23 protein-coding genes are annotated in these 25,167 nt (G+C 61.3%); 14 read left to right on the top strand and 9 right to left on the bottom strand.

All coding sequences use genetic code 11. From position 1 onward, the window contains the following. Positions 1–273 precede the first annotated feature (273 nt). From rpoH to ftsY, 4 genes are all read right to left on the bottom strand, one after another. Complete coding sequence (gene rpoH, locus FBY02_RS08840; RefSeq protein ID WP_024778906.1) at positions 274–1,128, bottom strand: RNA polymerase sigma factor RpoH; 855 nt, start codon at positions 1,126–1,128, stop codon at positions 274–276. Between the two features lie 113 nt (positions 1,129–1,241). Then, complete coding sequence (gene ftsX / locus FBY02_RS08835; protein ID WP_144926159.1) at positions 1,242–2,264, bottom strand: permease-like cell division protein FtsX; 1,023 nt, start codon at positions 2,262–2,264, stop codon at positions 1,242–1,244. Beyond that, positions 2,261–2,932: a cell division ATP-binding protein FtsE gene (gene ftsE, locus FBY02_RS08830; protein ID WP_024778908.1), complete on the bottom strand. Its 672-nt coding sequence runs from the start codon at positions 2,930–2,932 to the stop codon at positions 2,261–2,263. Before ftsE ends, ftsX begins: the two co-directional genes overlap by 4 nt. Then, entirely contained in the window at positions 2,929–4,314 is a 1,386-nt protein-coding gene (ftsY, locus tag FBY02_RS08825) for a signal recognition particle-docking protein FtsY (RefSeq protein ID WP_144926155.1), read from the bottom strand. Before ftsY ends, ftsE begins: the two co-directional genes overlap by 4 nt. Before the next feature lie 344 nt (positions 4,315–4,658). Between ftsY and FBY02_RS08820 the strand changes: the two genes are divergently transcribed. Genes FBY02_RS08820 through FBY02_RS08805 form a run of 4 tightly spaced genes read left to right on the top strand, consistent with a single transcriptional unit; the run spans position 4,659 to position 9,137 of the window. Next, positions 4,659–6,014, top strand: a complete 1,356-nt coding sequence (locus FBY02_RS08820; RefSeq protein WP_144926152.1) for a pitrilysin family protein — start codon at positions 4,659–4,661, stop codon at positions 6,012–6,014. Next, positions 6,007–7,497 carry a pitrilysin family protein gene (locus tag FBY02_RS08815; RefSeq protein ID WP_144926148.1) on the top strand — a complete coding sequence of 497 codons (1,491 nt, stop codon included), beginning with the start codon at positions 6,007–6,009 and terminating at the stop codon, positions 7,495–7,497. The genes FBY02_RS08820 and FBY02_RS08815 overlap by 8 nt, the downstream gene beginning before the upstream one ends. Further along, positions 7,497–8,108 carry a 16S rRNA (guanine(966)-N(2))-methyltransferase RsmD gene (gene rsmD / locus FBY02_RS08810; protein ID WP_144926145.1) on the top strand — a complete coding sequence of 204 codons (612 nt, stop codon included), beginning with the start codon at positions 7,497–7,499 and terminating at the stop codon, positions 8,106–8,108. The genes FBY02_RS08815 and rsmD overlap by 1 nt, the downstream gene beginning before the upstream one ends. Before the next feature lie 30 nt (positions 8,109–8,138). Then, positions 8,139–9,137 (top strand): hydrolase, encoded by a 999-nt coding sequence (locus tag FBY02_RS08805; protein ID WP_144926142.1) that lies wholly within the window; start codon positions 8,139–8,141, stop codon positions 9,135–9,137. A gap of 114 nt (positions 9,138–9,251) precedes the next feature. On the opposite strand, the gene FBY02_RS08800 is transcribed toward FBY02_RS08805, so the two are convergent. Continuing rightward, positions 9,252–10,106 carry a sulfurtransferase gene (locus FBY02_RS08800; RefSeq protein WP_144926139.1) on the bottom strand — a complete coding sequence of 285 codons (855 nt, stop codon included), beginning with the start codon at positions 10,104–10,106 and terminating at the stop codon, positions 9,252–9,254. A 49-nt stretch (positions 10,107–10,155) separates the two neighbouring features. Next, a complete protein-coding gene (locus tag FBY02_RS08795) occupies positions 10,156–10,827 on the bottom strand; it encodes a TetR/AcrR family transcriptional regulator (protein ID WP_144926136.1) in 672 nt (223 codons plus the stop codon). Between the two features lie 147 nt (positions 10,828–10,974). Here FBY02_RS08795 and FBY02_RS08790 point away from each other — a divergent pair, with 147 nt between their 5' ends. The 5 genes from FBY02_RS08790 (at position 10,975) to FBY02_RS08770 (ending at position 15,627) form a co-directional block, all read left to right on the top strand. Further along, the gene (locus tag FBY02_RS08790) at positions 10,975–12,405 is read left to right on the top strand and encodes a coniferyl aldehyde dehydrogenase (protein WP_144926133.1); all 1,431 of its coding nucleotides are present in this window, start codon (positions 10,975–10,977) and stop codon (positions 12,403–12,405) included. 28 nt (positions 12,406–12,433) lie between these two features. Then, on the top strand, positions 12,434–12,979 hold the full coding sequence (locus tag FBY02_RS08785; protein WP_144926130.1) for a twin-arginine translocation pathway signal protein: 546 nt from the start codon (positions 12,434–12,436) through the stop codon (positions 12,977–12,979). Between the two features lie 69 nt (positions 12,980–13,048). Next, entirely contained in the window at positions 13,049–14,644 is a 1,596-nt protein-coding gene (locus FBY02_RS08780; protein WP_144926127.1) for a GMC family oxidoreductase, read from the top strand. A gap of 115 nt (positions 14,645–14,759) precedes the next feature. After that, a complete protein-coding gene (gene coaD / locus FBY02_RS08775; protein WP_040071510.1) occupies positions 14,760–15,239 on the top strand; it encodes a pantetheine-phosphate adenylyltransferase in 480 nt (159 codons plus the stop codon). 136 nt (positions 15,240–15,375) lie between these two features. After that, a complete protein-coding gene (locus tag FBY02_RS08770; protein ID WP_144926124.1) occupies positions 15,376–15,627 on the top strand; it encodes a YfhL family 4Fe-4S dicluster ferredoxin in 252 nt (83 codons plus the stop codon). Positions 15,628–15,787: 160 nt separating this feature from the next. Here the strand turns inward: FBY02_RS08770 and FBY02_RS08765 are convergent, their stop codons facing one another. The 3 genes from FBY02_RS08765 to FBY02_RS08755 are packed head-to-tail and all read right to left on the bottom strand — an operon-like array spanning position 15,788 to position 17,876. Beyond that, positions 15,788–16,108: a hypothetical protein gene (locus tag FBY02_RS08765; protein ID WP_047702469.1), complete on the bottom strand. Its 321-nt coding sequence runs from the start codon at positions 16,106–16,108 to the stop codon at positions 15,788–15,790. Positions 16,109–16,164: 56 nt separating this feature from the next. Next, a complete protein-coding gene (gene mutM, locus FBY02_RS08760) occupies positions 16,165–16,977 on the bottom strand; it encodes a bifunctional DNA-formamidopyrimidine glycosylase/DNA-(apurinic or apyrimidinic site) lyase (RefSeq protein WP_144926121.1) in 813 nt (270 codons plus the stop codon). Positions 16,978–17,006: 29 nt separating this feature from the next. Beyond that, the gene (locus FBY02_RS08755) at positions 17,007–17,876 is read right to left on the bottom strand and encodes an HDOD domain-containing protein (RefSeq protein ID WP_144926118.1); all 870 of its coding nucleotides are present in this window, start codon (positions 17,874–17,876) and stop codon (positions 17,007–17,009) included. A gap of 227 nt (positions 17,877–18,103) precedes the next feature. On the opposite strand from FBY02_RS08755, the gene FBY02_RS08750 reads away from it, so the two are divergent. From FBY02_RS08750 to ilvD, 5 genes are all read left to right on the top strand, one after another. Next, positions 18,104–19,300 (top strand): class I SAM-dependent rRNA methyltransferase, encoded by a 1,197-nt coding sequence (locus FBY02_RS08750; protein WP_144926115.1) that lies wholly within the window; start codon positions 18,104–18,106, stop codon positions 19,298–19,300. Positions 19,301–19,711: 411 nt separating this feature from the next. Beyond that, on the top strand, positions 19,712–20,794 hold the full coding sequence (locus FBY02_RS08745) for a SagB family peptide dehydrogenase (RefSeq protein ID WP_144926112.1): 1,083 nt from the start codon (positions 19,712–19,714) through the stop codon (positions 20,792–20,794). Continuing rightward, positions 20,791–21,744 carry a diiron oxygenase gene (locus tag FBY02_RS08740; RefSeq protein ID WP_144926109.1) on the top strand — a complete coding sequence of 318 codons (954 nt, stop codon included), beginning with the start codon at positions 20,791–20,793 and terminating at the stop codon, positions 21,742–21,744. Before FBY02_RS08745 ends, FBY02_RS08740 begins: the two co-directional genes overlap by 4 nt. After that, entirely contained in the window at positions 21,737–22,939 is a 1,203-nt protein-coding gene (locus FBY02_RS08735; protein WP_144926106.1) for an MFS transporter, read from the top strand. Before FBY02_RS08740 ends, FBY02_RS08735 begins: the two co-directional genes overlap by 8 nt. 258 nt (positions 22,940–23,197) lie before the next feature. Further along, positions 23,198–25,039 carry a dihydroxy-acid dehydratase gene (gene ilvD / locus FBY02_RS08730; RefSeq protein ID WP_144926103.1) on the top strand — a complete coding sequence of 614 codons (1,842 nt, stop codon included), beginning with the start codon at positions 23,198–23,200 and terminating at the stop codon, positions 25,037–25,039. Positions 25,040–25,167: the final 128 nt, after the last annotated feature.

Here is a 25,167-nt window from a genome sequence, read left to right as displayed (position 1 = left end):
GACACATTGATGCTAACTGACATACCGCCTTCGCGAGCAGGCTCGCTCCCACAGAGAAGTCTCGGATATCCACAGAATGCTGTACACCGCCTATCCCTGTGGGAGCGGGCTTGCTCGCGAAAGCGCTGTATCAGACACATTGATGCCCACTGGCACACCGCCTTCGCGAGCAAGCCCGCTCCCACAGGGGGCTGCATCGTTTCCAATATCGGGCACAAACAAAAACGCCCCGATCATCGCTGATCGGGGCGTTTTTTATTGCCGTTACACCGGTTAAGCCGCAATCGACAGCTTGAGCTTGTTCATCGCGCTTTTCTCAAGCTGGCGAATCCGCTCCGCCGACACGTTGTACTTCTGCGCCAGGTCGTGCAGCGTGGCCTTTTCCTCTGCCAGCCAGCGCTGGTAGAGGATGTCGCGACTGCGCTCGTCCAGCACTTCCAGGGCTTCATGCAGGTTGGTGTTGGAATTGTCGCTCCAGTCGGCGTCTTCCAGCTGGCGCGCCGGGTCATACCGGTGGTCTTCCAGGTAGTTGGCCGGCGATTGGAAGGCGCTGTCGTCGTCCGCTTCGGCGGCCGGGTCGAAGGCCATGTCCTGGCCGGTCAGACGACTTTCCATTTCGCGGACTTCGCGAGGCTCCACACCGAGGCTTTCGGCTACCCGATGGACTTCTTCGTTGTTCAGCCAGGCCAGACGCTTCTTCTGGCTGCGCAGGTTGAAGAACAGCTTGCGCTGGGCCTTGGTGGTCGCCACCTTCACGATGCGCCAGTTGCGCAGAATGAACTCGTGGATTTCCGCCTTGATCCAGTGCACCGCGAACGATACCAGGCGCACACCCATTTCCGGGTTGAAGCGCTTGACCGCCTTCATCAGGCCAACGTTGCCTTCCTGAATCAGGTCGGCCTGGGCCAGCCCGTAGCCGGAATAGCTGCGGGCGATATGTACGACAAAACGCAGGTGGGCGAGCACCATTTGCCGAGCCGCCTCAAGATCCTGCTCATAATAGAGACTCTCGGCCAGTTCACGCTCCTGCTCCGGTGTCAGCAACGGGATGCTGTTCACCGTGTGCACATAGGCCTCCAGGTTCGCACCCGGGACCAGAGCATACGCAGGTTGCAAAGAAGTGGTCATACGAAAAAACCTCCGACTCACATAACTCGTGCAGTTCAGCACTGCGAAAATTGACCGGGAACCATAGGACAAGTTCCCACAAAAACTGAAAGGTCAATACGCGCAAAATGACTCTATTTTGGCGCAAGCTCACGCAAGTGGCGTGCGACCGCAATCCATGCACCGATATAACCCAACAGCACCGCGCCAAGCAAGAGCGACAGACCGTCGGCGACTGGCACTCCGGCCAGCGCGAAATCACTGCCGTACAAACCGGCCAGCCCCACTACCGCATCGTTCAGCCAGTCCAGGCCGAACGCCAATACACCCCAGGACAGGATCCCGGCACCGAAGCCATACAACGCGCCCATATAAAGGAAGGGCCTGCGCACATAACTGTCCGTACCGCCGACGAGTTTAATCACTTCTATCTCGGTGCGGCGGTTTTCAATATGAAGACGAATGGTATTGCCTATCACCAAAAGTAATGCAGACACCAGCAGCACCGTCAGACCGAAGACAAACCGGTCGCCGAGCTTGAGGATCGCCGCAAGACGCTCGACCCAGACTAGATCAAGTTGCGCCTGTTGTACCTTTGGCAATTCGGAAAGTCTTTGTCTTAATGCTTCAAGAGTCGGCTTGTCGACTTCCTTCGGCGTCACCAACACCACGCCCGGCAATGGGTTTTCCGGCAGCTCCTTGAGCGCCTCGCCCAAGCCGGACTGCTGCTGGAACTCTTCGAGCGCCTGATCGCGGCCGATGTATTCGGCATCGGCCACGCCCGGCATGGCTTTGATCTGCTCGCGCAATGCCTGGCCTTCGCCCGGCGTCGCCTCCAATTGCAGGTACAGGGAAATCTGCGCCGCGCGCTGCCAGGAACCTCCCAGGCGCTCCACGTTATTCAGCAGTAATGACAGCCCCATCGGCAGGCTCAGGGCGACCGCCATGACCATGCAGGTGAAGAAACTGCCGATCGGCTGCTTGCCCAGGCGCCGCAGGCTGTCGAGCAGGCTGGCGCGATGGCTTTCGATCCAGGCATGCAGCAGCGTGCTGAAGTCCGGGCCGTCGTCCTCGTCGCGTTTTTTCTTTTGCGGTTGCGGGTCGGAGGCCTTGGGGGCCACACGCTCGGCCACTTTCGGGCTGCGGGTTGCGCTCATACGCCAGCCTCCCCGTCACCGATCAGACGACCGCGCTGCAGCGTGAGCATGCGGTGGCGCATGCGTGCGATCAGGGCCAGGTCGTGACTGGCGATCAGCACGCTGGTGCCCAAACGGTTGATGTCTTCGAATACGCCCATGATTTCCGCCGCCAGACGCGGGTCGAGGTTACCGGTGGGTTCGTCCGCCAGCAGCAAGGCCGGACGGTGAACGATGGCGCGGGCGATGCCGACGCGCTGTTGCTGGCCGGTGGACAGGTCGCCCGGGTACAGGTCGGTCTTGTCCGACAGGGCCACCCGCTCCAGGGCCGAATCCACTCGCTTGTTGATCTCGGCCTTGGACAAGCCAAGGATCTGCAAGGGCAACGCCACGTTGTTGAACACGGTGCGATCGAACAGCAACTGATGATTCTGGAACACCACGCCGATCTGCCGCCGCAGGTAGGGAATCTGGGCATTACTGATGGTGCTCAAGTCCTGGCCGGCCAGCAGCAACTTGCCGGTGGTGGGCCGCTCCATCGCCAGCAGCAGGCGCAGCAATGTGCTTTTACCGGCGCCGGAATGGCCGGTGACAAACAGAAACTCACCCCGACGCACCCGAAAGCTCAGCTCATGCAGGCCGACGTGACCGTTCGGATAGCGCTTACCGACCTGTTCGAAACGAATCATGAATGCTCCCGCTCGGCAAACAGTGCCTGGACAAAGGGCTCGGCCTCGAAGGTACGCAGGTCGTCGATGCCTTCGCCCACGCCGATGTAGCGGATGGGTAGGCCGAACTGCTTGGCCAGGGCGAAGATCACCCCGCCCTTGGCGGTACCATCGAGCTTGGTCAGCGCCAGCCCGGTCAGTTCGACGGTCTGGTTGAATTGCTTGGCCTGGTTGATGGCGTTCTGGCCGGTACCGGCGTCCAGCACCAGCAGCACTTCGTGGGGCGCGTCGGCATCGAGCTTGCCGATTACCCGGCGAACCTTCTTCAACTCTTCCATCAGGTTGTCTTTGGTGTGCAGGCGACCGGCCGTATCGGCGATCAGCACGTCAATGCCACGGGCCTTGGCGGCTTGCACGGCGTCGAAGATCACCGAAGCGGAATCGGCGCCGGTGTGCTGAGCGATCACCGGGATCTTGTTGCGCTCGCCCCATACTTGCAACTGCTCCACGGCAGCGGCGCGGAAAGTATCGCCGGCGGCCAGCATGACCTTCTTGCCTTCAAGTTGCAGTTTCTTCGCCAGCTTGCCGATGGTGGTGGTCTTGCCGGCGCCATTGACGCCGACCACCAGGATCACGAACGGCTTGTTTTGCGAAGCGATCACCAGCGGCTGCTCCACCGGCTTGAGCAGGTTGCCCAGTTCGGCTTGCAGGGATTTGTACAGCGCGTCGGCATCGGTCAACTGTTTGCGCGCGACCTTCTGGGTCAGGCTCTGGATGATCACCGACGTTGCCTCGACGCCGACATCGGCGGTCAGCAGGCGGGTCTCGAGGTCATCCAGCAATTCGTCGTCGATGACTTTCTTGCCCAGGAACAGGCTGGCCATGCCCTCGCCAATGCTGGCGCTGGTCTTGGACAGGCCTTGCTTGAGGCGGGCGAAAAAACCGACCTTGCCGGGTTCGGAGGAAGGTGCGGGCTCGACGACAGGCGGTGTATCAACCACGACTGGCGGCGCCTCGACGACAGGCTCCGCAACCGGTTGTGGCGGGGCTGGGATCGGCGGCGTGACATGGGGAGCCAGTGCGTCCTCGACCAATGCCACCGGCTCTTCCGCCACCGGCAGGGTCGGCCAGGGGCTCTGCCCGACGGGAGGCGTCAACGGCAGCTCGACCGCCGGTGCCGCGGGCTCAGGCTCGGCCGGTTGCAGCACCGGTTCGGCCAGTGGCAGAACGATCGGTGCAGCGTCTTCGGCCACCGTCTCTGCCGCAGATTCAGCGGCAGGCTCGGGCAGCGGTTGCGGCTGTTCGACGACGGTTTCCTGCGGCTTCTTGCGCAGCCATCCGAACAGGCCTTTTTTTTCGCCAGCTTCAGCTGGGGTCTTCTTGTCGTCGTTGGAACCAAACATGGAGGACGGCTATCTCACGGTAGCGACGCGCCACGAGGGCGCCTCGGTGATGAATATTCGATGCTGAACAGACTGCGTTTCATCCAGCTTGTTCACGCGCAACAGATTGTCGAAATGTCCCAAGGACACCTCATCGTCGATTTTTTCGAAGGACTGGCAAGGCATCGTCGGCGAAAACGCAGGGATCCACGGAAAAAACCGACGCTTCTGCGCATAACCCGGACAACCCCGGGCCGATAAAAGGCCCGATAGGCGTGGCCGCCAGTAAAACGGATCAGTATCCTAGCACCCTCTCGCCCGCCGACGCTAAGACCTAGCGGGCAGCCCAACAGGTTTAAACACGAATGAATGCTCTTGCCCGCCGCGTTGCAGGCCTGCTGTTCAGCACAGTTTGTCTGCCCCTTTCAGCCCTGGCTGCCGATCCACAACCCACCAATGAATTCACCCTCGATAACGGCCTGAAGGTCGTGGTGCGCGAAGATCATCGTGCCCCGGTGGTGGTTTCCCAGGTCTGGTACAAGGTCGGCTCCAGTTATGAAACACCGGGCCAGACCGGTTTGTCCCACGCCTTGGAACACATGATGTTCAAGGGCAGCGAAAAAGTCGGCCCCGGCGAAGCATCGCTGATCCTGCGGGACCTGGGTGCCGAGGAAAACGCCTTCACCAGCGATGACTTCACGGCTTATTACCAGGTACTGGCCCGGGATCGCCTGGGCGTGGCCTTCGAGCTGGAAGCCGACCGCATGGCCAGCCTGCGCCTGCCGCCTGAAGAGTTCAGTCGCGAGATCGAAGTCATCAAGGAAGAGCGCCGAATGCGCACCGACGACAAGCCGATGTCCAAGGCCTTCGAGCGCTTCAAGGCCATGGCTTATCCGGCCAGCGGCTATCACACGCCAACCATCGGCTGGATGGCCGACCTGGACCGCATGACCGTCCAGGAACTGCGCCACTGGTACGAATCCTGGTACGCGCCGAACAATGCCACCCTGGTGGTGGTCGGCGACGTGACACCGGACGAGGTCAAGACCCTCGCCCAGCGTTATTTCGGCCCGATTGCCCGGCGTGCCGTGCCGACGGCGAAAATCCCCCTGGAATTGGCCGAACCCGGCGAGCGCCAGATCACCCTGCATGTGCAGACCCAACTGCCCAGCCTGATGCTGGCCTTCAACGTGCCGAGCATCGCCACCGCGACCGATAAGCGCTCGGTCAACGCCCTGCGGCTGATCTCGGCCCTGCTGGATGGCGGCTACAGCGGCCGGATTCCGACCCAGCTGGAGCGCGGCGAAGAGCTGGTGTCCGGCGGCTCATCGAGCTACGACGCCTACACCCGCGGCGACACACTGTTCACCCTGTCGGCGGCGCCCAATACCCAGAAGAACAAGACCATGGCCCAGGCCGAAGCCGGCCTTTGGCGCTTGCTGGAGCAATTGAAAACCACCGCCCCGACTGCCGAGGAGCTGGAGCGCGTCCGTGCCCAGGTAATCGCCGGCCTGGTCTACGAGCGCGACTCGATCACCAGCCAGGCCACCGCTATCGGCCAGTTGGAGACCGTCGGGTTATCCTGGAGGCTGATGGACACCGAACTCGCCGAATTGCAAAGCGTGACCCCGCAAGACATCCAGAAGGCAGCCCAGCTGTATTTCACCCGCTCGCGCCTGAGCGTTGCGCACGTCCTGCCCGAGGAGAAAGCTCATGAGTGAGCGCAAATCATCACGCCCGCTGCTGATCGGCCTGGTGCTCATCGCCCTGGTCGCAGCCCTGGCCTTCTACCTGTCCCCTGCCACTGACGTGACTGCCAGCCAGGCCCTGGATAACGCCAAGTCCGGCAACAAGTTGCAATCGCTGGCGGAATTGGACGGCAAGGCGCCCGGCCACCGTCAACTCGACGTGCAAACCTGGAAAACCGCCGACGGCGCCAAGGTACTGTTCGTCGAAGCTCGGGAACTGCCGATGTTCGACTTACGCTTGACCTTCGCCGCCGGCAGCAGCCAGGACGGCAACGTTCCCGGCCTGGCGCAGTTGACCAACGCCATGCTTAACGAAGGCGTGGCCGGCAAGGATGTCAGTGCCATCGCAGAAGGGTTCGAAAGCCTCGGCGCGGACTTCGGCAACGGTGCCTACCGGGACATGGCCGTGGCCTCCCTGCGCAGCCTCAGCGCGGTGGACAAGCGTGAGCCGGCATTGAAGCTGTTCGCCGAAGTGGTCGGCAAGCCGACCTTCCCCGCCGACTCCTTCGCCCGCATCAAGAACCAGATGCTCGCCGGCTTCGAGTACCAGAAACAGAACCCCGGCAAACTGGCGGGCCTGGAACTGATGAAGCGCCTGTACGGTGAGCATCCTTACGCCCATTCCAGTGATGGCACCGCGCAAAGCATTCCGCCGATTACCTTGGCCCAGGCCCGGGCCTTTCACGCCAAGGCCTACGCCGCCGGCAACGCGGTGATTGCGATGGTGGGAGACCTGTCTCGCGCCGAGGCCGAGGCGATTGCCAACCAGATGTCCGCCGCACTGCCCAAAGGTCCGGCCCTGGCAAAAACACCCTCGCCCGTCGAACCGAAGGCGAGCGTCAGCCACATCGAGTTTCCGTCCAAACAGACCAACCTGATGCTCGCACAACTGGGCATCGACAGGGATGACCCGGACTTTGCGGCCGTGTCCCTGGGCAACCAGATCCTCGGCGGCGGTGGTTTCGGCACGCGCTTGATGACCGAAGTGCGGGAAAAGCGCGGCCTGACCTACGGCGTGTACTCCGGCTTCACGCCGATGCAGGCCCGTGGCCCGTTCATGATCAATCTGCAGACCCGCGCCGAAATGAGCGAAGGCACTCTCAAGCTGGTGCAGGATGTGTTCGCCGAGTACCTGCAGAACGGTCCGACCCAGAAAGAACTCGATGACGCCAAGCGTGAGCTGGCCGGCAGTTTCCCCCTGTCGACCGCGAGCAACGCCGACATTGTCGGCCAACTCGGAGCCATGGGCTTCTACGACCTGCCGCTGAGCTACCTGGAGGACTTCATGCGTCAGTCCCAGGCGTTGACGGTAGATCAGGTCAAGGCCGCCCTGAACAAACACCTGAGCATAGACAAGATGGTCATCGTCACGGCCGGCCCGACCGTGCCGCAAAAGCCGTTGCCGGCCCCCACTGACAAACCTGCCGAGCAACCGCTCGGGGTTCCGGAGCACTAATGGCCCGTCCACCGAATTCCAGCAAGAAACCCACTCACAACGGCATCAACCAGCTGCGTATCATTGGCGGCGAATGGCGCAGCCGGCGCCTGAGCTTCCCCGACGCCCCGGGCTTGCGCCCGACACCGGATCGGGTGCGTGAGACCCTGTTCAACTGGCTCGCCCCCTACGTGGCCGGCGCCCGGGTGCTCGACCCGTTTGCCGGCAGCGGCGCGCTGTTTCTCGAAGCGCTGTCCCGTGGCGCCGCCATGGGCCAGGCACTGGACGCCAACAGCCTGGCGGTCTCCAGCCTGAAAGAACACCTGGGCACCCTGCGTTGCACGGTCGGCCAGGTGCAGACCGCCGACGCCTTGCGCTATCTGGACAGTCAACCGGCCAGCCCTTTCGACCTGGTGTTTCTCGACCCACCGTTCAACCAGAACCTGTTGCCGACGGTCTGCGCGCTGCTCGAGGAACGCCAGTGGCTGGCCGAGGATGCCTGGGTCTACACTGAAAGTGAAACCGCTCCATCGATCCTCGGCTTGCCGGGCAATTGGCGCTTGCATCGCGAGCAGAAATCCGGACGGGTGTACTACGCATTGTGGCAACGCATGGCAGAAGCCGTCGACTGACGGCTGGCCGCAGCATCGAGAACAATAATAATGGCCGCTGCATCTGAACGCTTCGTCCCCGCCAGGGGCCTTGGCAACCCCCACCTGCAAACCCTGTGGGGCCCGTTATGGCGCAAGACCACGCACATCGTTCGCCAACGCGAGCGCCTGTGGCTGGACGACGGTGACTTCCTCGATCTCGACTGGCACGGCCCACACAGCGTCAAGGCGCCACTGGTGCTGGTGCTTCACGGGCTGACTGGTTCCTCCAACTCACCTTACGTGGCTGGTTTGCAACAAGCCCTTGGGCATCAGGGTTGGGCCAGCGTCGCGCTGAACTGGCGCGGCTGCTCAGGCGAACCGAACCTGCTGCCCCGCAGCTACCACTCCGGCGTCAGCGAAGACCTGGCCGCCACCATCACTCACCTGCGGACGCGACGCCCCCTGGCGCCATTGTTTGCGGTGGGTTATTCGTTAGGTGGCAATGTATTGCTCAAGCACTTGGGAGAAACCGGCAGCGCCAGCCAATTGCTCGGCGCCGTGGCCGTTTCGGTGCCATTTCGGCTCGACCAGTGTGCCGACCGCATCGGACAAGGGTTTTCCAGGTTCTATCAGGCGCATTTCATGCGGGAACTGGTGGCTTACGTGCGCAACAAGCAACGCCGGTTCAAGCACGACGGACGCCACGAAGGCCTGGCCACCCTGGCGGCGCTGGGCCCGCTGGAGAACATGCGCACCTTCTGGGATTTCGACGGCCGGGTGACGGCGCCGCTGCACGGTTTTTCCGATGCCTCGGACTATTACCGCCGCGCATCCAGCCGCTATTACATGAGCGAAATCAACACCCCGACCCTGGTCATCCAGGCCGCCGACGACCCCTTCGTGTTCCCCCACAGCCTGCCCGAACCCCACGAGCTGTCCGCCTGCACCCAACTTGAACTGCATGCCCAGGGTGGGCACGTGGGATTCGTCGAAGGCACCTTACGCTCGCCCGGATACTACCTGGAGCGACGTATTCCCCAATGGCTGGCAAGCCTGGGTCACGGATGAACCGCCGCCAACATCATTCCCCCTGTGGGAGCGAGCCAGCTCGCGATAGTGGACTGTCAGTCACTTCAATGTTGCTGACCCGCCGTCATCGCGAGCAGGCTCGCTCCCACCCCATTACTCGCCCTTCGCCACCCCACGCTGCGGATCATTGATCCATTCACTCCACGACCCGGCATACAACCTCCCCAACGGATACCCCGCCAGGCACAAGGCAAATAGGTTATGGCACGCAGTCACGCCGGAGCCGCAATAGGCCACCAGCTCAGTCGGCGAACGATCGCCCAGTTTCTCGGCGAAGCGCTTCTTGAGCCGATCTGCCGGCAGAAACCGCCCATCAGAACCAAGGTTATCGGTAAATGCCGCGCATTGCGCTCCCGGGATATGTCCGGCCACCGGGTCGATCGGCTCGACTTCGCCCTTGAAGCGCGGCAACGCGCGGGCATCCAGAAGCGTCATGTCCGGTTGACCGAGGCATTGTTGCAGCGCCTGGGCGTCGAGTAGCAAGGCCTCATCCGGCGACCCGCTGAACATCCCGCGGCCGCCCGCCGGCGGATCGAGGCTCAGGGGCAAACCCTCGGCATGCCAGGCCTTGAGCCCGCCATCGAGAAGATACACGCCCTCGCGCTTACCCAACCAGGCCAGCAACCACCAGGCCCGGGCCGAATAGGCACCGGGACCATCGTCGTATAGCACGATGTCGCTGTCGTTATTGATGCCCCAGGCACGCAAGCGCTCTATCAACGCTCCGGGCTCGGGCAGCGGGTGACGTCCGGTCACCCCCTTGATCACCGGGCCACTCAGGTCACGCTCAAGATCGGCGAACGATGCACCGGCGATATGCCCCTCGGCGTAGCTGCGCTGGCCATAATCCGGGTCATCGAGGGCAAAACGGCAATCGAGGATCACCAGCCCGGGCTGTGCCTTCCTCTGCTCGAGGGCTTGAGGGCTGATGAGTTGAGCGATGGGCATGGCGAGCTCCTGTGGCGAAATGGGTGGCCTGTGGGTTCAGATCCGATTCCTACTGCCCTTCCTCCAGCGTCTGAGGCAGAGGGACGTAATATTCTTTGAACAGTGCATCCACCGCTTCGCGAGCCTGATCGGTCACGAAACCGGCCTCCAGCACCAACACCTGGTATACCCCGCGCTTGATGGCCTGTTCACTCAAATGACTGGAGTTTTCCCGCGTGGTGCAAAGAAAACGCACCCAGGACGTCAGGATGATCCAGGCATTAAGGGTCAGGGACTCGATCTGCACCCGGTCCATCTTCAGGATGCCGGCCGCGACGAAGCCCTCATAGATGGCGGTCCCGTGGATCAGGCAACGCTGGGAAAACCGGCGATAGCGGGCCGCAAGGTCCGGATCGCTGTCGAGCAGATGCTCCAGGTCCCGGTGCAGGAAGCGATAGCTCCACATCGCCGACAACAGCTCCTTGAGATAGAAGCGCTTGTCCTCCACCGTGGCCGCCCGGCCCTGGGGCGGGCGCAGGAAGCTGTCCACCAGGTTTTCGTACTCACTGAACAGCACGGCGATGATCGCCTGCTTGTTAGGGAAGTGGTAGTAGAGGTTGCCCGGAGACATGTCCATGTGGGCAGCAATGTGGTTGGTGCTGACACTGCGCTCGCCCTGCTGGTTGAACAGTTCGAGGCTGTTTTGCACGATGCGCTCGCTGGTTTTCATTCGTATGGCCATGGCTTGGGCTTTAATTCGACGAAAGCATTGCGGCATCTTACGACCTATCGCCCGGAGGACAAACCCAAAGCCGGCAAGGATGTCATTTGACTTTCTAGAGCATAAGCTCTAGAAAACACCCACACTAATAAGAACTGGTGCCTGACGATGCCTGCCGACATTGCTTATCTGCGTGATTCCCAACAGCAATTGAATGAGCTGCAGTCACACTTCGAGGCACAACGCCAGGCCTATGCCGCTCATCCAATGCCGCCGGTAGAGCAGCGCCGTCAATGGCTCAAGTCTCTCCGGGAAATGCTGAGCAATGAACGACAAGCCCTGATCGATGCCATCAGCGAGGATTTCAGCCACCGCAGCGCCGACGAAACGCTGTTGGCCGAGCTGATGCCGAGCCTGCACGGCATCCATTACGTCAGCCGACACCTCAAGGGCTGGATGAAACCCTCCCGGCGCAAGGTAGGCATGGCCTTCCAGCCGGCGTCGGCGAAGGTGATCTACCAGCCGCTGGGCGTGGTCGGAGTCATCGTGCCGTGGAACTATCCTCTGTTCCTGGCCATCGGGCCGTTGGTCGGGGCCTTGTCGGCGGGCAATCGGGTGATGCTCAAGCTCAGCGAAGCCACACCGGCCACTGGGCTGTTGCTCAAGCAATTGCTGGCGCGGATCTTTCCTCAGGATCTGGTATGCGTGGTGCTCGGTGAGGCAGATGTCGGCGTAGCCTTTTCCAGGCTACCGTTCGACCACCTGTTGTTTACCGGCGCTACCAGCGTCGGCAGGCATGTCATGCGGGCCGCCGCCGAGAACCTGACCCCCGTCACCCTGGAACTGGGTGGAAAGTCGCCCGCCATCGTCTCCACCGATGTGCCCCTGAATGATGCCGCCGAGCGCATTGCCTTCGGCAAGATGCTGAATGCCGGACAAACCTGTGTCGCACCTGATTACGTGTTGGTGCCGCAAAAACGCATCGGCGAATTCGTCGATGCCTATCGCGAGGCGGTTCGCAGGCTTTATCCGACCCTGGCTGACAACCCGGACTACACCGCGATCATCAACGAACGACACCTGGCACGGCTCAACGGCTACATCAGCGACGCTACCAGTAAGGGTGGATTACTGATCGAGTTGTTCGACCAAGGCCAGGGACGCCGCATGCCCCACAGCCTGCTACTTAACGTCAGCGACGACATGACTGTCATGCAGGATGAGATCTTCGGCCCGCTGCTGCCCGTCGTGCCCTATGACGACCTGGACCAGGCGTTTGCCTACATCAATCAACGGCCTCGTCCGTTGGCACTCTACTATTTCGGCTACAACAAGGCCGAACAGAATCGCGTACTCCACGAAACCCACTCCGGCGGCGTCTGCCTGAACGACACCTTGCTCCACGTCGCTCAGGATGACTTGCCATTCGGTGGCATCGGTCCCTCGGGAATGGGGCATTACCACGGGCACGAAGGTTTCCTGACTTTCAGCAAAGCCAAGGGCGTGCTGAGCAAACAGCGCTTCAATGCTGCCAGACTGATTTATCCGCCCTATGGCAAGCCACTCCAGAAGCTGATTCAGAAGTTGTTTGTCCGTTAACCAGGTGCCTGATCGGGTAATAACAATAATGAACCCAAGCCTGACCGATACACCCGCGCTGTCACGACGTGGCCTACTGAAATTCAGCCTCGGCGCCAGCGCCCTCCTGAGCACAGTGGGGCTGGGGGCCAGCCTGAGCGGTTGCTCGCCAAGCCTACCGGCCAAGGGCCTTGCCGCCCTGCGGGACAGCGACCTGCCGTTCTTGCGCGCAGTCATTCCAGTGATGCTGGAGGGCGCCGTGACCGTTGAACAACGCACCGCCGCCGCTGACGCCACCCTTGAAAGCCTGGATACCGGCCTGGCCCACCTGTCCCCACCCATGCTCAAGCTCACCCGACAACTGTTCGATGTACTCACGCTGGGTATTACTCGCGGGCCGCTGACCGGTGTCTGGGGCTCGTGGGAAACCGCCAGCGCCGATGACATCCGCCAGTTTCTCGATCGCTGGGAGAACAGCTCGCTGGACCTGCTACGCCAAGGCCACAGTTCATTGCTGCAAATGGTGATGATGGCCTGGTACAGCCGGGTCGAGGCTTGGACACACTGCGGGTATCCAGGGCCACCCACAGTTTGAAGAGGCCGATGAGGGGCCCGCTCCCACAAGAGGCCCATCGCCCATCCATCACAACAAGAGAGCCCGAACATGCCCGTACCCGACCCCTTCCGCGAGGGCCTCGCCCGCGGCTGGACCACCTACAACGGCGCTCGACTGCCCCAGGACCTGACCCTGGAAGCAGACGTGGCAATCATCGGCAGCGGCGCGGGCGGCGGTACCACGGCGGAGATCCTCAGCGCGGCCGGCTACAACGTATTACTGATCGAGGAAGGCCCGCTCAAGACCAGCAGCGACTTCAAGCTGCTTGAGGACCAGGCCTACACCAGCCTGTACCAGGAAGGCCTGGGGCGCATGAGCAAGGATGGCGCCATTACCATCCTCCAGGGCCGGGCCGTGGGTGGCACGACCTTGATCAACTGGACCTCGAGCTTTCGCACACCGGACCAGACCCTGAATCACTGGGCGGCCGAGCACAACGTCAGAGGGCACAGTCCTGCCCAGATGGCGCCCTGGTTCGAGCGGATGGAACAACGCCTGGGCGTGGCACCGTGGCTGATTCCACCGAATGCCAACAACGACGTCATCCGCAAAGGCTGTGAACGATTGGGCTATAGCTGGCACGTCATCCCGCGTAACGTGCGTGGCTGCTGGAACCTGGGCTATTGCGGCATGGGCTGCCCGACCAACGCCAAGCAGTCGATGCTGGTCACCACCATTCCGAGCCTGCTCGACAAGGGCGGCGCGTTGCTTTACCTGGCGCGGGCCGAGCGCCTGACTCTCAAGAACGATACGGTCGTCGACCTGCAATGCCTGGCCATGGACGAGCGCTGCGTGGCACCCACCGGACGGCGCATTACCGTCAAGGCGCGCCACTACGTACTGGCCGGCGGCGGCATCAACAGTCCGGCACTGTTACTGCGCTCCGATGCACCAGACCCTCATGAACGCCTGGGCAAACGGACATTCCTGCATCTGGTGAACATATCGGCCGGGCAGTTCGAAGAGGTCATCAACCCGTTCTACGGCGCACCACAATCGATCTATTCGGATCACTTCCAATGGCAGGACGGCGCTACCGGCAGAATGTCCTACAAACTCGAAGTACCCCCCTTGCATCCCGCCCTCGCCGCCACGTTGCTGGGCGGTTTCGGCACACAGAGCGCCGAGCGCATGGCGCAACTGCCCCATACCCATGCCATGCTGGCCTTGCTGCGCGACGGTTTTCATCCGGACAGCCCCGGCGGCAGCGTCGAGTTGCGCAGCGATGGCACGCCGGTGCTCGACTATCGCGTTTCACCCTACGCCTGGGACGGCTTGCGCCGTGCGTTCCATAGCATGGCCGAGATTCAGTTCGCCGGCGGCGCCAAGGCGGTCATGCCACTGCATGGTGATGCCCGCTACGTGACTACACTGGCCGAAGCCCGAAACCTGATCGACGGGCTGGACCTTGCCTTGTATCGCACACGCCTGGGCAGCGCCCATGTGATGGGCGGTTGCGCGATGGGCGAAACGCCGCAAACCGCCGTCGCCGATAGCCTCGGTCGCCATCATCAGCTCAGTAACCTTTCGATCCACGACGGCTCGCTGTTCCCCACCAGCATCGGCGCCAACCCGCAATTGTCGGTGTATGGGTTGACGGCAAAACTGGCGACATCCCTGGCCGAACGTCTGGGAAATCCATGAATATCCAGATCATTCGCAGCGTCTATAGTACTTTCTTATCCCACAGCCGACTTGGCCGACCGAGAAGGCTGCGATACCATCCGACTCCCCAACGGACTCCCGCCAGGACGACGCGATGAACCGAGTGTTGTACCCAGGTACCTTCGACCCTATTACCAAGGGCCATGGCGATCTGGTCGAACGCGCCGCGCGCCTGTTCGATCATGTGATCATTGCCGTTGCCGCCAGCCCGAAGAAAAACCCACTGTTCCCGCTGGAACAACGGGTGGAGTTGGCCCGTGAAGTCACCAAGCACCTGCCCAACGTAGAAGTGGTCGGTTTCTCGACGCTGTTGGCGCACTTTGCCAAGGAACAGAACGCCAATGTGTTCCTGCGCGGCCTGCGGGCGGTTTCGGACTTCGAATACGAGTTCCAGCTGGCCAACATGAACCGCCAGTTGGCCCCGGACGTCGAAAGTCTTTTCCTGACGCCGTCGGAGCGCTATTCGTTCATCTCATCGACCCTGGTACGCGAAATTGCGGCCTTGGGCGGCGACATCACCAAGTTCGTCCACCCGGCCGTGGCCGATGCGCTGACCCTGCGCTTCAAGAAGTAGTCCGGCTGGCTGCGATCCACTTCGCGGCAACGCGAGCGCAGTCCATCGCACCCGCGTGCACTGCGCTCGCCAATGCGGCACAATTGCGCATATTCGTTTTCAGATGCCCGGGCCCAACGCCCCGGCAGGAGCCTGCATGTCCCTGATCATCACCGACGACTGCATCAATTGCGACGTCTGCGAACCCGAATGCCCGAACGAGGCCATTTCACAAGGCGAAGAGATCTACGTCATCGATCCGAACCTGTGCACCCAGTGCGTCGGCCATTACGACGAGCCCCAGTGCCAGCAAGTCTGCCCGGTGGATTGCATTCCGCTGGACGAAGCCCATCCGGAAACCGAAGAACAGTTGATGGCGAAATATCGCAAAATCACTGGCAAGGGTTGAGCCAGAAGGTTTTGTAGCGCTTTTGCGGGCTTCTTCGCGAGCACGCCCGCTCCCACAGGGGAATCTGCTCCAGACGCTGATTCGGTGAACGGAGCAAATTATCTGTGGGAGCGGGCTTGCTCGCGAAGAGGCCGCCAGCCATACCCCAAACCAACAGTCTTCATTCCTGCTGCTCAAACCCCTCCCCAACACACCCCAGGCACCGCACGAAGGTGGCCTTCGCCGGATCCACCACCAGCGCCTTCCCCGCATCGCCGACCCCGCCACCCAACGCGGTAAAGGGCAACGACACCACGAACGCCCCCGCACCGATCACGGTGGCGGCGAGCAGCAGCGGTCGGGCGATCAACAAATCGCCGATCATCGCGAAGGCGGGCGGATTCTGGATGGTGTAGCGCGGATCGCCACTGCCGCTATTCGCCAGGACGGGCAAACCCAGGGTCAGCAGCAGCGTCAGAACAACAGGTCGGAGCAGTCTCATGGGGGTCGATCCTTCGGCTGATCAGTTTGACTACTGACTATAGACCGTAGGGCGAATCAGCTTTGGCAACGCGGACACCAGACGCTCGCACGCTGGACCAAGCGAATTTCCCGCAAGCCCGTGCCACAGACCTTGCACAGCGCCCCGCCCCGGCCGTACACGAACAGTTCCTGCTGGAAATACCCGGGCTGGCCATCGCCGCCAATGAAATCCCGCAACGTGGTACCGCCGCGCTCGATGGCATGGGTAAGGATGCGTTTGATTTCGATGGCCAGTTTCAGGTAGCGGGCCCGGGAAATGCCTCCAGCGGCCCGACGCGGGTCGACGCCGGCGGCAAACAGTGCTTCGGTCGCATAGATATTGCCCACCCCTACGACCACCGCGTTGTCCATGATGAACGGTTTGACCGCCATGGAGCGCCCACGGGAGAGCTGGAACAGACGCTCACCGTCAAACAGATCGGTCAACGGCTCCGGGCCGAGGCGGACCAGCAATTCATGGTTGAGCGGGTCGAGACTCCAGAGCATTGCGCCAAAGCGTCGCGGGTCGGTATAGCGCAACGCCAGGCCGGACTCCAGCTCGATGTCCACATGCTCGTGCCTGGCGGCAGGCATGCCCACCTCCACCAGCCGCAGATTGCCGGACATGCCCAAGTGGCTGATCAGGGTGCCGACCTCGGCATTGATCAACAGGTATTTGGCCCGCCGCTCCACCTGCACGATGCGTTGGCCCGAAAGCCGCACATCGAGATCTTCCGGAATCGGCCAGCGCAGGCGGCGGTCGCGCACGATCACACGGCTGACCCGCTGCCCTTCAAGGTGTGGCGCGATTCCGCGACGGGTGGTTTCGACTTCCGGCAGTTCTGGCATGGGACTCTCGAGTCAGGCGAGCTGGGCACTCAACGAGTGGCGAGGTCGCGAATTTCCTGTTTCTGGGTCTGGAAGTCGTATTCGGACAAACCGATGTAATCGAGCACCAGGGGACCGACACAATCCCATTCATGGTCTTCCGCCTGATTGCCCAGCACCCGGTGGGACGCACAAATGTTCTCGGACATCTTCAGGATCGCCAGCAAGTTCTTCAGCGAGCTGTTGTTGCGTGAAGAATCATCGCTGAAAACCGCCAGGGCATTGTGGTGATTGGCGATGGCCTGGCTGACATGATCGGGCAGGCGCCAGGATTTGGAGGTGTAATAACCGACTACGGCATGGTTGGTATTGAATACGCGGTTCTCCGTATCCACCACCCGGCATTCGGCACTCGCACTGGCGTAAGCCTCCTCGAGCACGGCCATGTAGCTGGGAAACTGCTTGAGCATCAGCGGCACGCCGCAATCGTGGAACAACCCCAGGGCATAGGCCTCATCGCCATTCTCCAGGCCGACCCGCTTGGCCAGGGTCAGGCAGGTCATCGCCACGTCCTGAGCCGTATCCCAGAAGCGGTTCAGGGTGACGATGGCATCGTCGTGCAACTCACCCTTGATCGACTGCGCGTTGATCAGGTTGATGATCGAACGGCTGCCCAACAGGTTCACTGCGCGCTGGATCGACGTGATCTTGTTGCGCAAGCCGTAATACGGCGAATTGACGATTTTCAGCAAAGCCCCCGAAAGCCCCGGGTCCTGGGAAATCAGCTTGGCGATGGTATCGAGGTCCGGATCGGGCATGTACTGTTCCATCTGCAGATCCACCATGATCTGCGGCTGGGGCGGGACACTGATGCCTTGCAGGGACTGTTGGATCTGTTCGGTGGAAAGCTCTTTGGACATGGGCACACTCTCTGGGACAGGCAAGGATTCTAACTCTGAAAAACGGATCCGACACACCACCTGGGTAGATCGGAGAAACTTTCATGAGGCTCAGGCCTGAGTCGGCAGCGCCTCCATTGAGCTTGAGCTGTTTTTCGTGCCGGCGATCCGGTTGCCACCTATCGACCTCCAGGCCCGCCAATCCCCCCAACACGGTATACTCCCGCTCTTTTTTTCGGAGCGACGTCATGTCCCTGCCCAGCCTGCGCCTCAAAGCCAACGCCGACCGTCGCCTGCGCGCCGGCCACCTGTGGGTCTACAGTAACGAAATCGACGTGGCGGCCACGCCGCTGCATGGTTTCAAGGCCGGCGACCAGGCGATCCTCGAAGCCGCTGGTGGCAAACCTCTGGGCATCGTCGCGATGAGCCCCAACAACCTGATCTGCGCCCGCCTGCTGTCCCGTGACGCGAAATTACCATTGGACAAATCCCTGCTGGTGCATCGTCTCAACGTGGCGTTGTCTTTGCGCGAGCGGCTGTTCGACAAGCCGTTCTATCGCCTGGTCTATGGCGATTCCGACCTGTTGCCGGGCCTGGTGGTCGACCGCTTCGGCGACATCCTGGTGGTGCAGATCGCTTCCGCCACCATGGAAGCCCACAAGGATGACGTGATCGCCGCCCTGACCCAGGTGCTCAAGCCCAGCGGCATTCTATTCAAGAACGACTCTGCCGCTCGCGATGCCGAAGGTCTGCAGCGCTACGTCGAAACCGTGTTCGGCCTGGTGCCGGAATGGGTTGCCCTGGAAGAGAACGGCGTGAAATTCGAAGCACCGGTCATGGAAGGCCAGAAGACCGGCTGGTTCTACGACCACCGCATGAACCGCGCACGCCTGGCGCCTTACGCCAAGTGCAAGCGCGTACTTGACCTGTTCAGCTACATCGGCGGCTGGGGCGTGCAAGCCGCGGCGTTCGGCGCCAGCGAAGTCTTCTGCGTCGACGCCTCGGGATTCGCCCTCGACGGTGTCGAACGCAACGCGGCGCTGAATGGCTTTGCCGAAAAGCTGACCTGCATTGAAGGCGACGTCTTCGAAGCCCTGAAGGAACTCAAGGCCAGCGAAGAGCGTTTCGACGTGATCGTGGCCGACCCGCCAGCCTTCATCAAGCGCAAGAAAGACCTCAAGAATGGCGAAGGTGCCTATCGCCGCCTCAATGAACAAGCCATGCGCCTGCTCACCAAGGACGGCATTCTGGTCAGCGCTTCGTGCTCTATGCACTTGCCGGAAGACGACCTGCAGAACATCCTGCTGACCAGCGCCCGTCACCTGGACCGCAACATTCAATTGCTTGAACGCGGCGGCCAGGGCCCGGATCATCCGGTTCACCCGGCCATCCCCGAGACTCGCTACATCAAGAGCATCACCTGCCGGCTGTTGCCCAACAGCTAAGTCTCGCGGCGGTATGCAGCCACCCCAATCGCAGCTTCGGCTGCGATTTTTTTGCGTCTGAAAAGTTACCCTGCATTGAAGTTAACGCTGACGCCTGCAATTCTTTGTAAGACCCCTCCCACATTATTACTGGAGCTTTCCTACTCAATCTCCTCTTGCCAAGTACTCATTAAAAACTATGATTGAACAGTCACTTCACAAGTGGCAAATATTAAAAACACAACACTTATTCAACGCAAAGGAGCTGCATCATGAAAGCAATCAATCTGGAAGCTGACAAAATCGCAAATCTGGCGGGCCTGATTGTTCCAAAGAACCGTTAAGGCAGTAAACGCTTGAAGTAAACGATGGGCTGAGGAGTGCCGGCGCCTCAGCCCCATCCGAACGTTTTTCTCAGCGGAATCCTTCTGCATGCATATAAATCCGTGCATTTTCGTTCTTGCGCGCCCGCCGCACCAAATTATATGGAACTATGAGCGCCATACCCAATTCGAACTCGACCTGCATTATTCGACACGACTGGCGCAACTTATAGCCAACCCAATGCAATTCGACATCAATAATTCTATCGATGCCGACCTCCTGAAAGCGGACATACTCATCGAAGAACCGAAATCCCCCATTGAGTGGCACTGGGATGAGTTATCCAGGATATTCCACATCGGTACAAAGAATATTCCTTGTGCACAAGTTCCCAAGGATGTGAATGAATGGGCGACCGAGTACCTGCAACATTGCAATGATGTGCTGTCTTCACCAGCACCTCTCGCCCGGACAAGAGCGTATCCTGCCGACCGGATCGTCCTGGCTCCCTGTACGCTGATCGACATGCCGGACGTTTCGTTGTCCCAGACCCTGGTGGGTCGAAACACTTCCCGCTCATTCAACGAGCAAGCCATCTCGATCGAACAGGTCGGCACGCTCCTGTACCTGACCCTGGGTTACCTGAACGAACGCCGGGGCGCCCGGGAGGCCACCTGCCCCGATGCACTGGAGGCCAGGCGCAGCAGCCCTTCGGGGGGTGGCCTGAATGCCTGTGAGGGTTACCTGTATGTACGCAACGTGACGGGCCTGGCGCCCGGCATCTACGCCTATCATCCGGACGCACATGCCCTGAGTCCGATCCAGTCCCTGCCCGCCGAACCTCTGGGCAACCTGTTGTGCGGTCAACACTTCATCAATCCCCTGCCGTTCGGGCTGTTCCTCACCTCGCGCTTCGACAAGCTCTGGTGGAAATACCCACACTCTCGCGCCTACCGGATGGCTTTCGTCGAAACCGGTCACGTGTCCCAGACCTTCCTGATGGTTGCGACAGCGCTAGGCCTCGACACCTGGCTGACCGGCGCATTGGCCGACCGTGAAGTCGAACACTTGCTCGGCCTTGAAGGCGCTTGCGAACAACCGTTGTTTTTTGTCGGCTGCGGTCACGGCGACGGGCAGGTGCACTGCAAGGAGCTGATGGCGTTGATCGAAGGGCTGGAGATTCCGTCATGACCGGACCAGCCTACAGCCGGACGCCTCACTACACGTTGGGTGACTGGGAACACAAAGCCACCGTGCGCGTCGGCAAAGGTGGCTATCGTCTGCCGGAGAACCTGGAGCAACAGCTCCGCAGTCGAGACTGGTTTCCGCCAGCCTTCATTCCCTATATCGAACATCCGTTGATTCACGAAGCGGGCCGCTCCATTGCCCAGCGTCTTGCGGCCAACCACCTGGTGCATTTCCTCGACTACACCACGCTGCTCGAACATCGGGTCGTCAATCGCGCCGTGGAAACCATCGTCCATGGCGAACTGGCCTTGCCGATCCCCCAGCCAATGAAAACCGCGGCCCTGCAGCTCTATACAGACGAGGGCTACCACGCACTTTTTTCCAATGACGTGGCCGAACAGGTCGCAGCCCTCTACGGCATCAGCGACCGACAACCACCCAAGCGCATCCAGCTCCTGCTGGGCCTGATCGATACTGTCGCCCCCGGGGATCGGCCTTTGGCGTGGTTCCTGCTGGGGTTCGTCTCCGAGACGATCATCGCCAGGGAGTTACTGGCCATTACCCGCGACACTTTGGTGTGCACCGTATACCGGATGCTCAGAAGCCATCTCGAGGACGAGGCACGCCATAGTCGCTACTTCAGCGAAGTGTTCCAGTACCTGTGGAGCGCCCTGGATCCCACGCAACGCAACCTCGCGGCGAACATGCTGCTGCGGATCGTCGGCCTCTATTTCGAACCGGACCTGCCCTGGCTGATGCGCAGCCTGGCCAGCGTCGGTTTCAACGAGCGGTCGGCCCTCCAGATCACTGGCGACCTTCTGCAGCCAGACGCCCATGGCCGACGCGTACGCTCGGGTGCGGTGTCGACCTTCGCGGCCATGCGCAAGGCAGGATTCTTCGACCACGAACACCACCGGCGGCTTTTCGCCCAGGCGGGGTTTATCGATGGATGAACCCAAAAACCTTCCGGGCCGCAAACCTGCCACCGTCGGCCTGTTGCTGACGATGACCTTGCTCGGCGTGTTCCCGATCGACGTCGTGCTGCCCTCGTTCCCGGCACTGTCCGAACATTTCGGACGCTCCTCGTCCGACATCGCCCTGTCGGTCAGCCTGTTCGCGATAGGTATCGCCCTTTCGCAACTGCTGGTCGGTCCGCTCTCCGACACCATGGGACGAAAGAACCTGCTGTTGATCGGGATCACCGTTTCAGCCGTCGGGGCCATGGGCTGCGTACTCACCGACGACTACGGAGCATTCCTGTTCTTCCGCGTCGTCCAAGCGCTGGGGTGCGGTTGTTTCGTGCTGTCCCAGGCATTGATCCAGGATCTGTTCACCGGTCTGGAACAGCAGCGGCTGCGCATCTTTCTGGTCACCTGCGGTGGCATTTTCATTTCCGTTTCGCCCCTGGCCGGTACCGGACTGCAGCACTGGATGGGGTGGCGCGGCAGCTTCCTGGTGTTCATTGCCCTGGCAATCGGTGTATTCGCAAGCGCCCGGGTTTTATTGAGCAACGCCATGGCGGGCAGCAACCCCAGGCGCCTGGACTTCATCGGCGCCTATCGCACGGTATGCAGCGACTTCTGCTTCATGGCCTACTGGCTGACCTCGGCACTGGCCTTTTCCTGCCACTTTTCATTCATCGTCATTTCGCCGCTGGTGTTCATCGACCAGCTACAGCTCTCGCCCGAGGCTTTTTCCCTGGCACTACTGGGTTACGGACTGGCCTACATCGGCGGCGGCGCGCTGGCGACGGTGCTGAGCAACCGGATCGACTCACAGACGCAGATCGTCACCGGCCTGAGCCTGATCCTGCTGGCGGGCGTCCTGATGTTCGGGCTATCCAGCTATTTCGGATTGTCGGTCTCCACCGTCTTGCTGCCCATGATCGTCTGCACCGCCGGAACCACCATCGCCCGGGCGGCGGCCCATACACGGGCCATGAACCTGTTCCCTGAGCAAGCCGGTACGTCAGCTTCGGCCGGCAGCGTGCTGATCTTCATTGTCGGCGGGCTGACCAGTGCCGCGATCAGCCTCACCCCGCTTGATCTGCAAACCACCCTGGCGGCGTGCCTGGTGCTGCTCAGTCTCCTGGGATTGGCGCTCAATGGCCTGATCCGGCACCGTCGCCAGGGGCTTTTGACCGGTTGAGCGCCGCCGGTCGTCATCCCGAGCGCGACATTGGCATCCGATCAGCGCTTTGCGTCATTTCATCCTGGCGCCAGCGGTGTAGAATCGCGACATTCATCGCCATTCATCCCCGGCGGGTTTATGAGCTCATGCTGAGGCGCGCAGCGATCCTGCACAGTCATCGGCCACTTCCGGACACACGGCCAACCCCGAGTGCTCCAGACGTCATACAGAAGCTCACTTTCCCCTTGATATCTGATTAGCCGCCCGGAGTGCTCCATGCCTGATTACCGCTCGAAAACATCCACCCACGGCCGCAACATGGCCGGCGCCCGCGCATTGTGGCGCGCCACGGGGATGAAGGATGACGACTTCAAGAAGCCGATCATCGCCGTTGCCAACTCCTTCACCCAGTTCGTACCCGGTCACGTACACCTCAAGGACCTGGGACAACTGGTTGCCCGCGAGATCGAACGCGCCGGCGGTGTGGCCAAGGAATTCAACACCATTGCCGTAGATGACGGTATCGCCATGGGTCACGACGGCATGCTTTATTCGCTGCCGAGCCGGGAGATCATCGCCGACTCCGTCGAATACATGGTCAACGCCCATTGCGCCGACGCCATCGTGTGCATTTCCAACTGCGACAAGATCACCCCCGGCATGCTCATGGCGGCCCTGCGCCTCAACATCCCGGTGATCTTCGTGTCCGGCGGCCCGATGGAAGCCGGCAAGACCAAGCTTGCCAGCCACGGCCTGGACCTGGTGGACGCCATGGTCATCGCTGCCGACTCCAGCGCCTCCGATGAGAAGGTCGCCGAGTATGAGCGCAGCGCTTGCCCGACCTGCGGTTCGTGCTCCGGCATGTTCACCGCCAACTCGATGAACTGCCTGACCGAAGCCCTGGGCCTGGCTCTGCCGGGCAACGGTTCGACCCTGGCCACCCACAGCGATCGCGAACAGCTGTTCCTGCAGGCCGGCCGCACCATCGTCGAACTGTGCAAACGCTACTATGGCGAGAACGACGAGTCAGTGTTGCCGCGCAACATCGCCAACTTCAAGGCGTTCGAAAACGCCATGACCCTGGACATCGCCATGGGCGGTTCCACCAATACCATCCTGCACCTGCTGGCCGCCGCCCAGGAAGCCGAGATCGATTTCGACCTGCGCGACATCGACCGCCTGTCCCGTAACGTGCCACAGTTGTGCAAGGTTGCACCGAACATCCAGAAGTACCACATGGAAGATGTGCACCGTGCCGGCGGGATCATCAGTATCCTCGGATCCCTGGCCCGTGGCGGCCTGTTGCACACCGACCTGCCGACCGTGCACAGCAGGACCATGGCCGACGCCATCGCCAAATGGGACATCACCCAGACCACCGACGAAGCCGTGCACCACTTCTTCAAGGCCGGTCCGGCGGGCATTCCGACGCAAACCGCGTTCAGCCAGTCGACTCGCTGGGAAACCCTGGACGACGATCGTGAAAACGGCTGCATCCGCAGCGTCGAGCACGCTTACTCCAAGGAAGGCGGCCTGGCGGTGCTCTACGGCAACATCGCTCTGGACGGCTGCGTGGTGAAAACCGCCGGCGTCGACGAGTCGATCCATGTGTTCGAAGGCAACGCCAAGATCTTCGAAAGCCAGGACAGCGCCGTGCGCGGGATCCTAGCCGACGAAGTGAAAGCCGGCGATATCGTGATCATCCGCTACGAAGGCCCGAAAGGTGGCCCGGGCATGCAGGAAATGCTCTACCCGACCTCCTATCTCAAGTCCAAGGGCCTGGGCAAAGCCTGCGCCCTGCTGACCGACGGCCGTTTCTCCGGTGGCACCTCGGGCCTGTCCATCGGCCACGCTTCGCCTGAAGCCGCCTCTGGCGGTGCCATCGGCCTGGTGCGCGACGGCGACAAAGTGCTGATCGACATTCCGAACCGCTCGATCAACCTGTTGATCAGCGACGAAGAACTGGCCGCGCGCCGCGTCGAACAGGACAAGAAAGGTTGGAAGCCGGCGGAAGTGCGTCCACGTAAAGTGACCACCGCCCTCAAGGCCTATGCGTTGCTCGCTACCAGTGCCGACAAGGGCGCGGTGCGTAACAAAGCGATGCTGGACGGGCTGTAAGCTTCCAGCACCGCAATAAAAAGCCCCGCAAATGCGTAATGCTGTTCACTTAAGCATTTGAGTCCAAGCCGGGCTTTCTAGAAAATCCGATACCAGTCCTCTGGTATCGGATTTTTTATGCCCATTCA

This window comes from Pseudomonas sp. SJZ078 (assembly GCF_007828255.1).
Taxonomy (GTDB): domain Bacteria; phylum Pseudomonadota; class Gammaproteobacteria; order Pseudomonadales; family Pseudomonadaceae; genus Aquipseudomonas.
Note: the sequence above shows the minus strand (reverse complement) of the source record. Positions and strands in the feature narration are given on the sequence as shown.

Bases quoted from the DNA above. Each gene is read 5' to 3' on its own strand.
- FBY02_RS08765 (WP_047702469.1), bottom strand. From the start codon at position 16,108: ATGAGACTGCTCCGACCTGTTGTTCTGACGCTGCTGCTGACCCTGGGT.
- FBY02_RS08815 (WP_144926148.1), top strand. From the start codon at position 6,007: ATGAGTGAGCGCAAATCATCACGCCCGCTGCTGATCGGCCTGGTGCTC.
- FBY02_RS08745 (WP_144926112.1), top strand. From the start codon at position 19,712: ATGCATATAAATCCGTGCATTTTCGTTCTTGCGCGCCCGCCGCACCAA.
- mutM (WP_144926121.1), bottom strand. From the start codon at position 16,977: ATGCCAGAACTGCCGGAAGTCGAAACCACCCGTCGCGGAATCGCGCCA.
- FBY02_RS08755 (WP_144926118.1), bottom strand. From the start codon at position 17,876: ATGTCCAAAGAGCTTTCCACCGAACAGATCCAACAGTCCCTGCAAGGC.
- FBY02_RS08805 (WP_144926142.1), top strand. From the start codon at position 8,139: ATGGCCGCTGCATCTGAACGCTTCGTCCCCGCCAGGGGCCTTGGCAAC.
- FBY02_RS08800 (WP_144926139.1), bottom strand. From the start codon at position 10,106: ATGCCCATCGCTCAACTCATCAGCCCTCAAGCCCTCGAGCAGAGGAAG.
- FBY02_RS08750 (WP_144926115.1), top strand. From the start codon at position 18,104: ATGTCCCTGCCCAGCCTGCGCCTCAAAGCCAACGCCGACCGTCGCCTG.
- FBY02_RS08790 (WP_144926133.1), top strand. From the start codon at position 10,975: ATGCCTGCCGACATTGCTTATCTGCGTGATTCCCAACAGCAATTGAAT.
- FBY02_RS08770 (WP_144926124.1), top strand. From the start codon at position 15,376: ATGTCCCTGATCATCACCGACGACTGCATCAATTGCGACGTCTGCGAA.
- coaD (WP_040071510.1), top strand. From the start codon at position 14,760: ATGAACCGAGTGTTGTACCCAGGTACCTTCGACCCTATTACCAAGGGC.
- ilvD (WP_144926103.1), top strand. From the start codon at position 23,198: ATGCCTGATTACCGCTCGAAAACATCCACCCACGGCCGCAACATGGCC.
- rpoH (WP_024778906.1), bottom strand. From the start codon at position 1,128: ATGACCACTTCTTTGCAACCTGCGTATGCTCTGGTCCCGGGTGCGAAC.
- FBY02_RS08785 (WP_144926130.1), top strand. From the start codon at position 12,434: ATGAACCCAAGCCTGACCGATACACCCGCGCTGTCACGACGTGGCCTA.
- FBY02_RS08735 (WP_144926106.1), top strand. From the start codon at position 21,737: ATGGATGAACCCAAAAACCTTCCGGGCCGCAAACCTGCCACCGTCGGC.
- FBY02_RS08820 (WP_144926152.1), top strand. From the start codon at position 4,659: ATGAATGCTCTTGCCCGCCGCGTTGCAGGCCTGCTGTTCAGCACAGTT.
- ftsY (WP_144926155.1), bottom strand. From the start codon at position 4,314: ATGTTTGGTTCCAACGACGACAAGAAGACCCCAGCTGAAGCTGGCGAA.
- ftsE (WP_024778908.1), bottom strand. From the start codon at position 2,932: ATGATTCGTTTCGAACAGGTCGGTAAGCGCTATCCGAACGGTCACGTC.
- ftsX (WP_144926159.1), bottom strand. From the start codon at position 2,264: ATGAGCGCAACCCGCAGCCCGAAAGTGGCCGAGCGTGTGGCCCCCAAG.
- FBY02_RS08740 (WP_144926109.1), top strand. From the start codon at position 20,791: ATGACCGGACCAGCCTACAGCCGGACGCCTCACTACACGTTGGGTGAC.
- rsmD (WP_144926145.1), top strand. From the start codon at position 7,497: ATGGCCCGTCCACCGAATTCCAGCAAGAAACCCACTCACAACGGCATC.
- FBY02_RS08795 (WP_144926136.1), bottom strand. From the start codon at position 10,827: ATGGCCATACGAATGAAAACCAGCGAGCGCATCGTGCAAAACAGCCTC.
- FBY02_RS08780 (WP_144926127.1), top strand. From the start codon at position 13,049: ATGCCCGTACCCGACCCCTTCCGCGAGGGCCTCGCCCGCGGCTGGACC.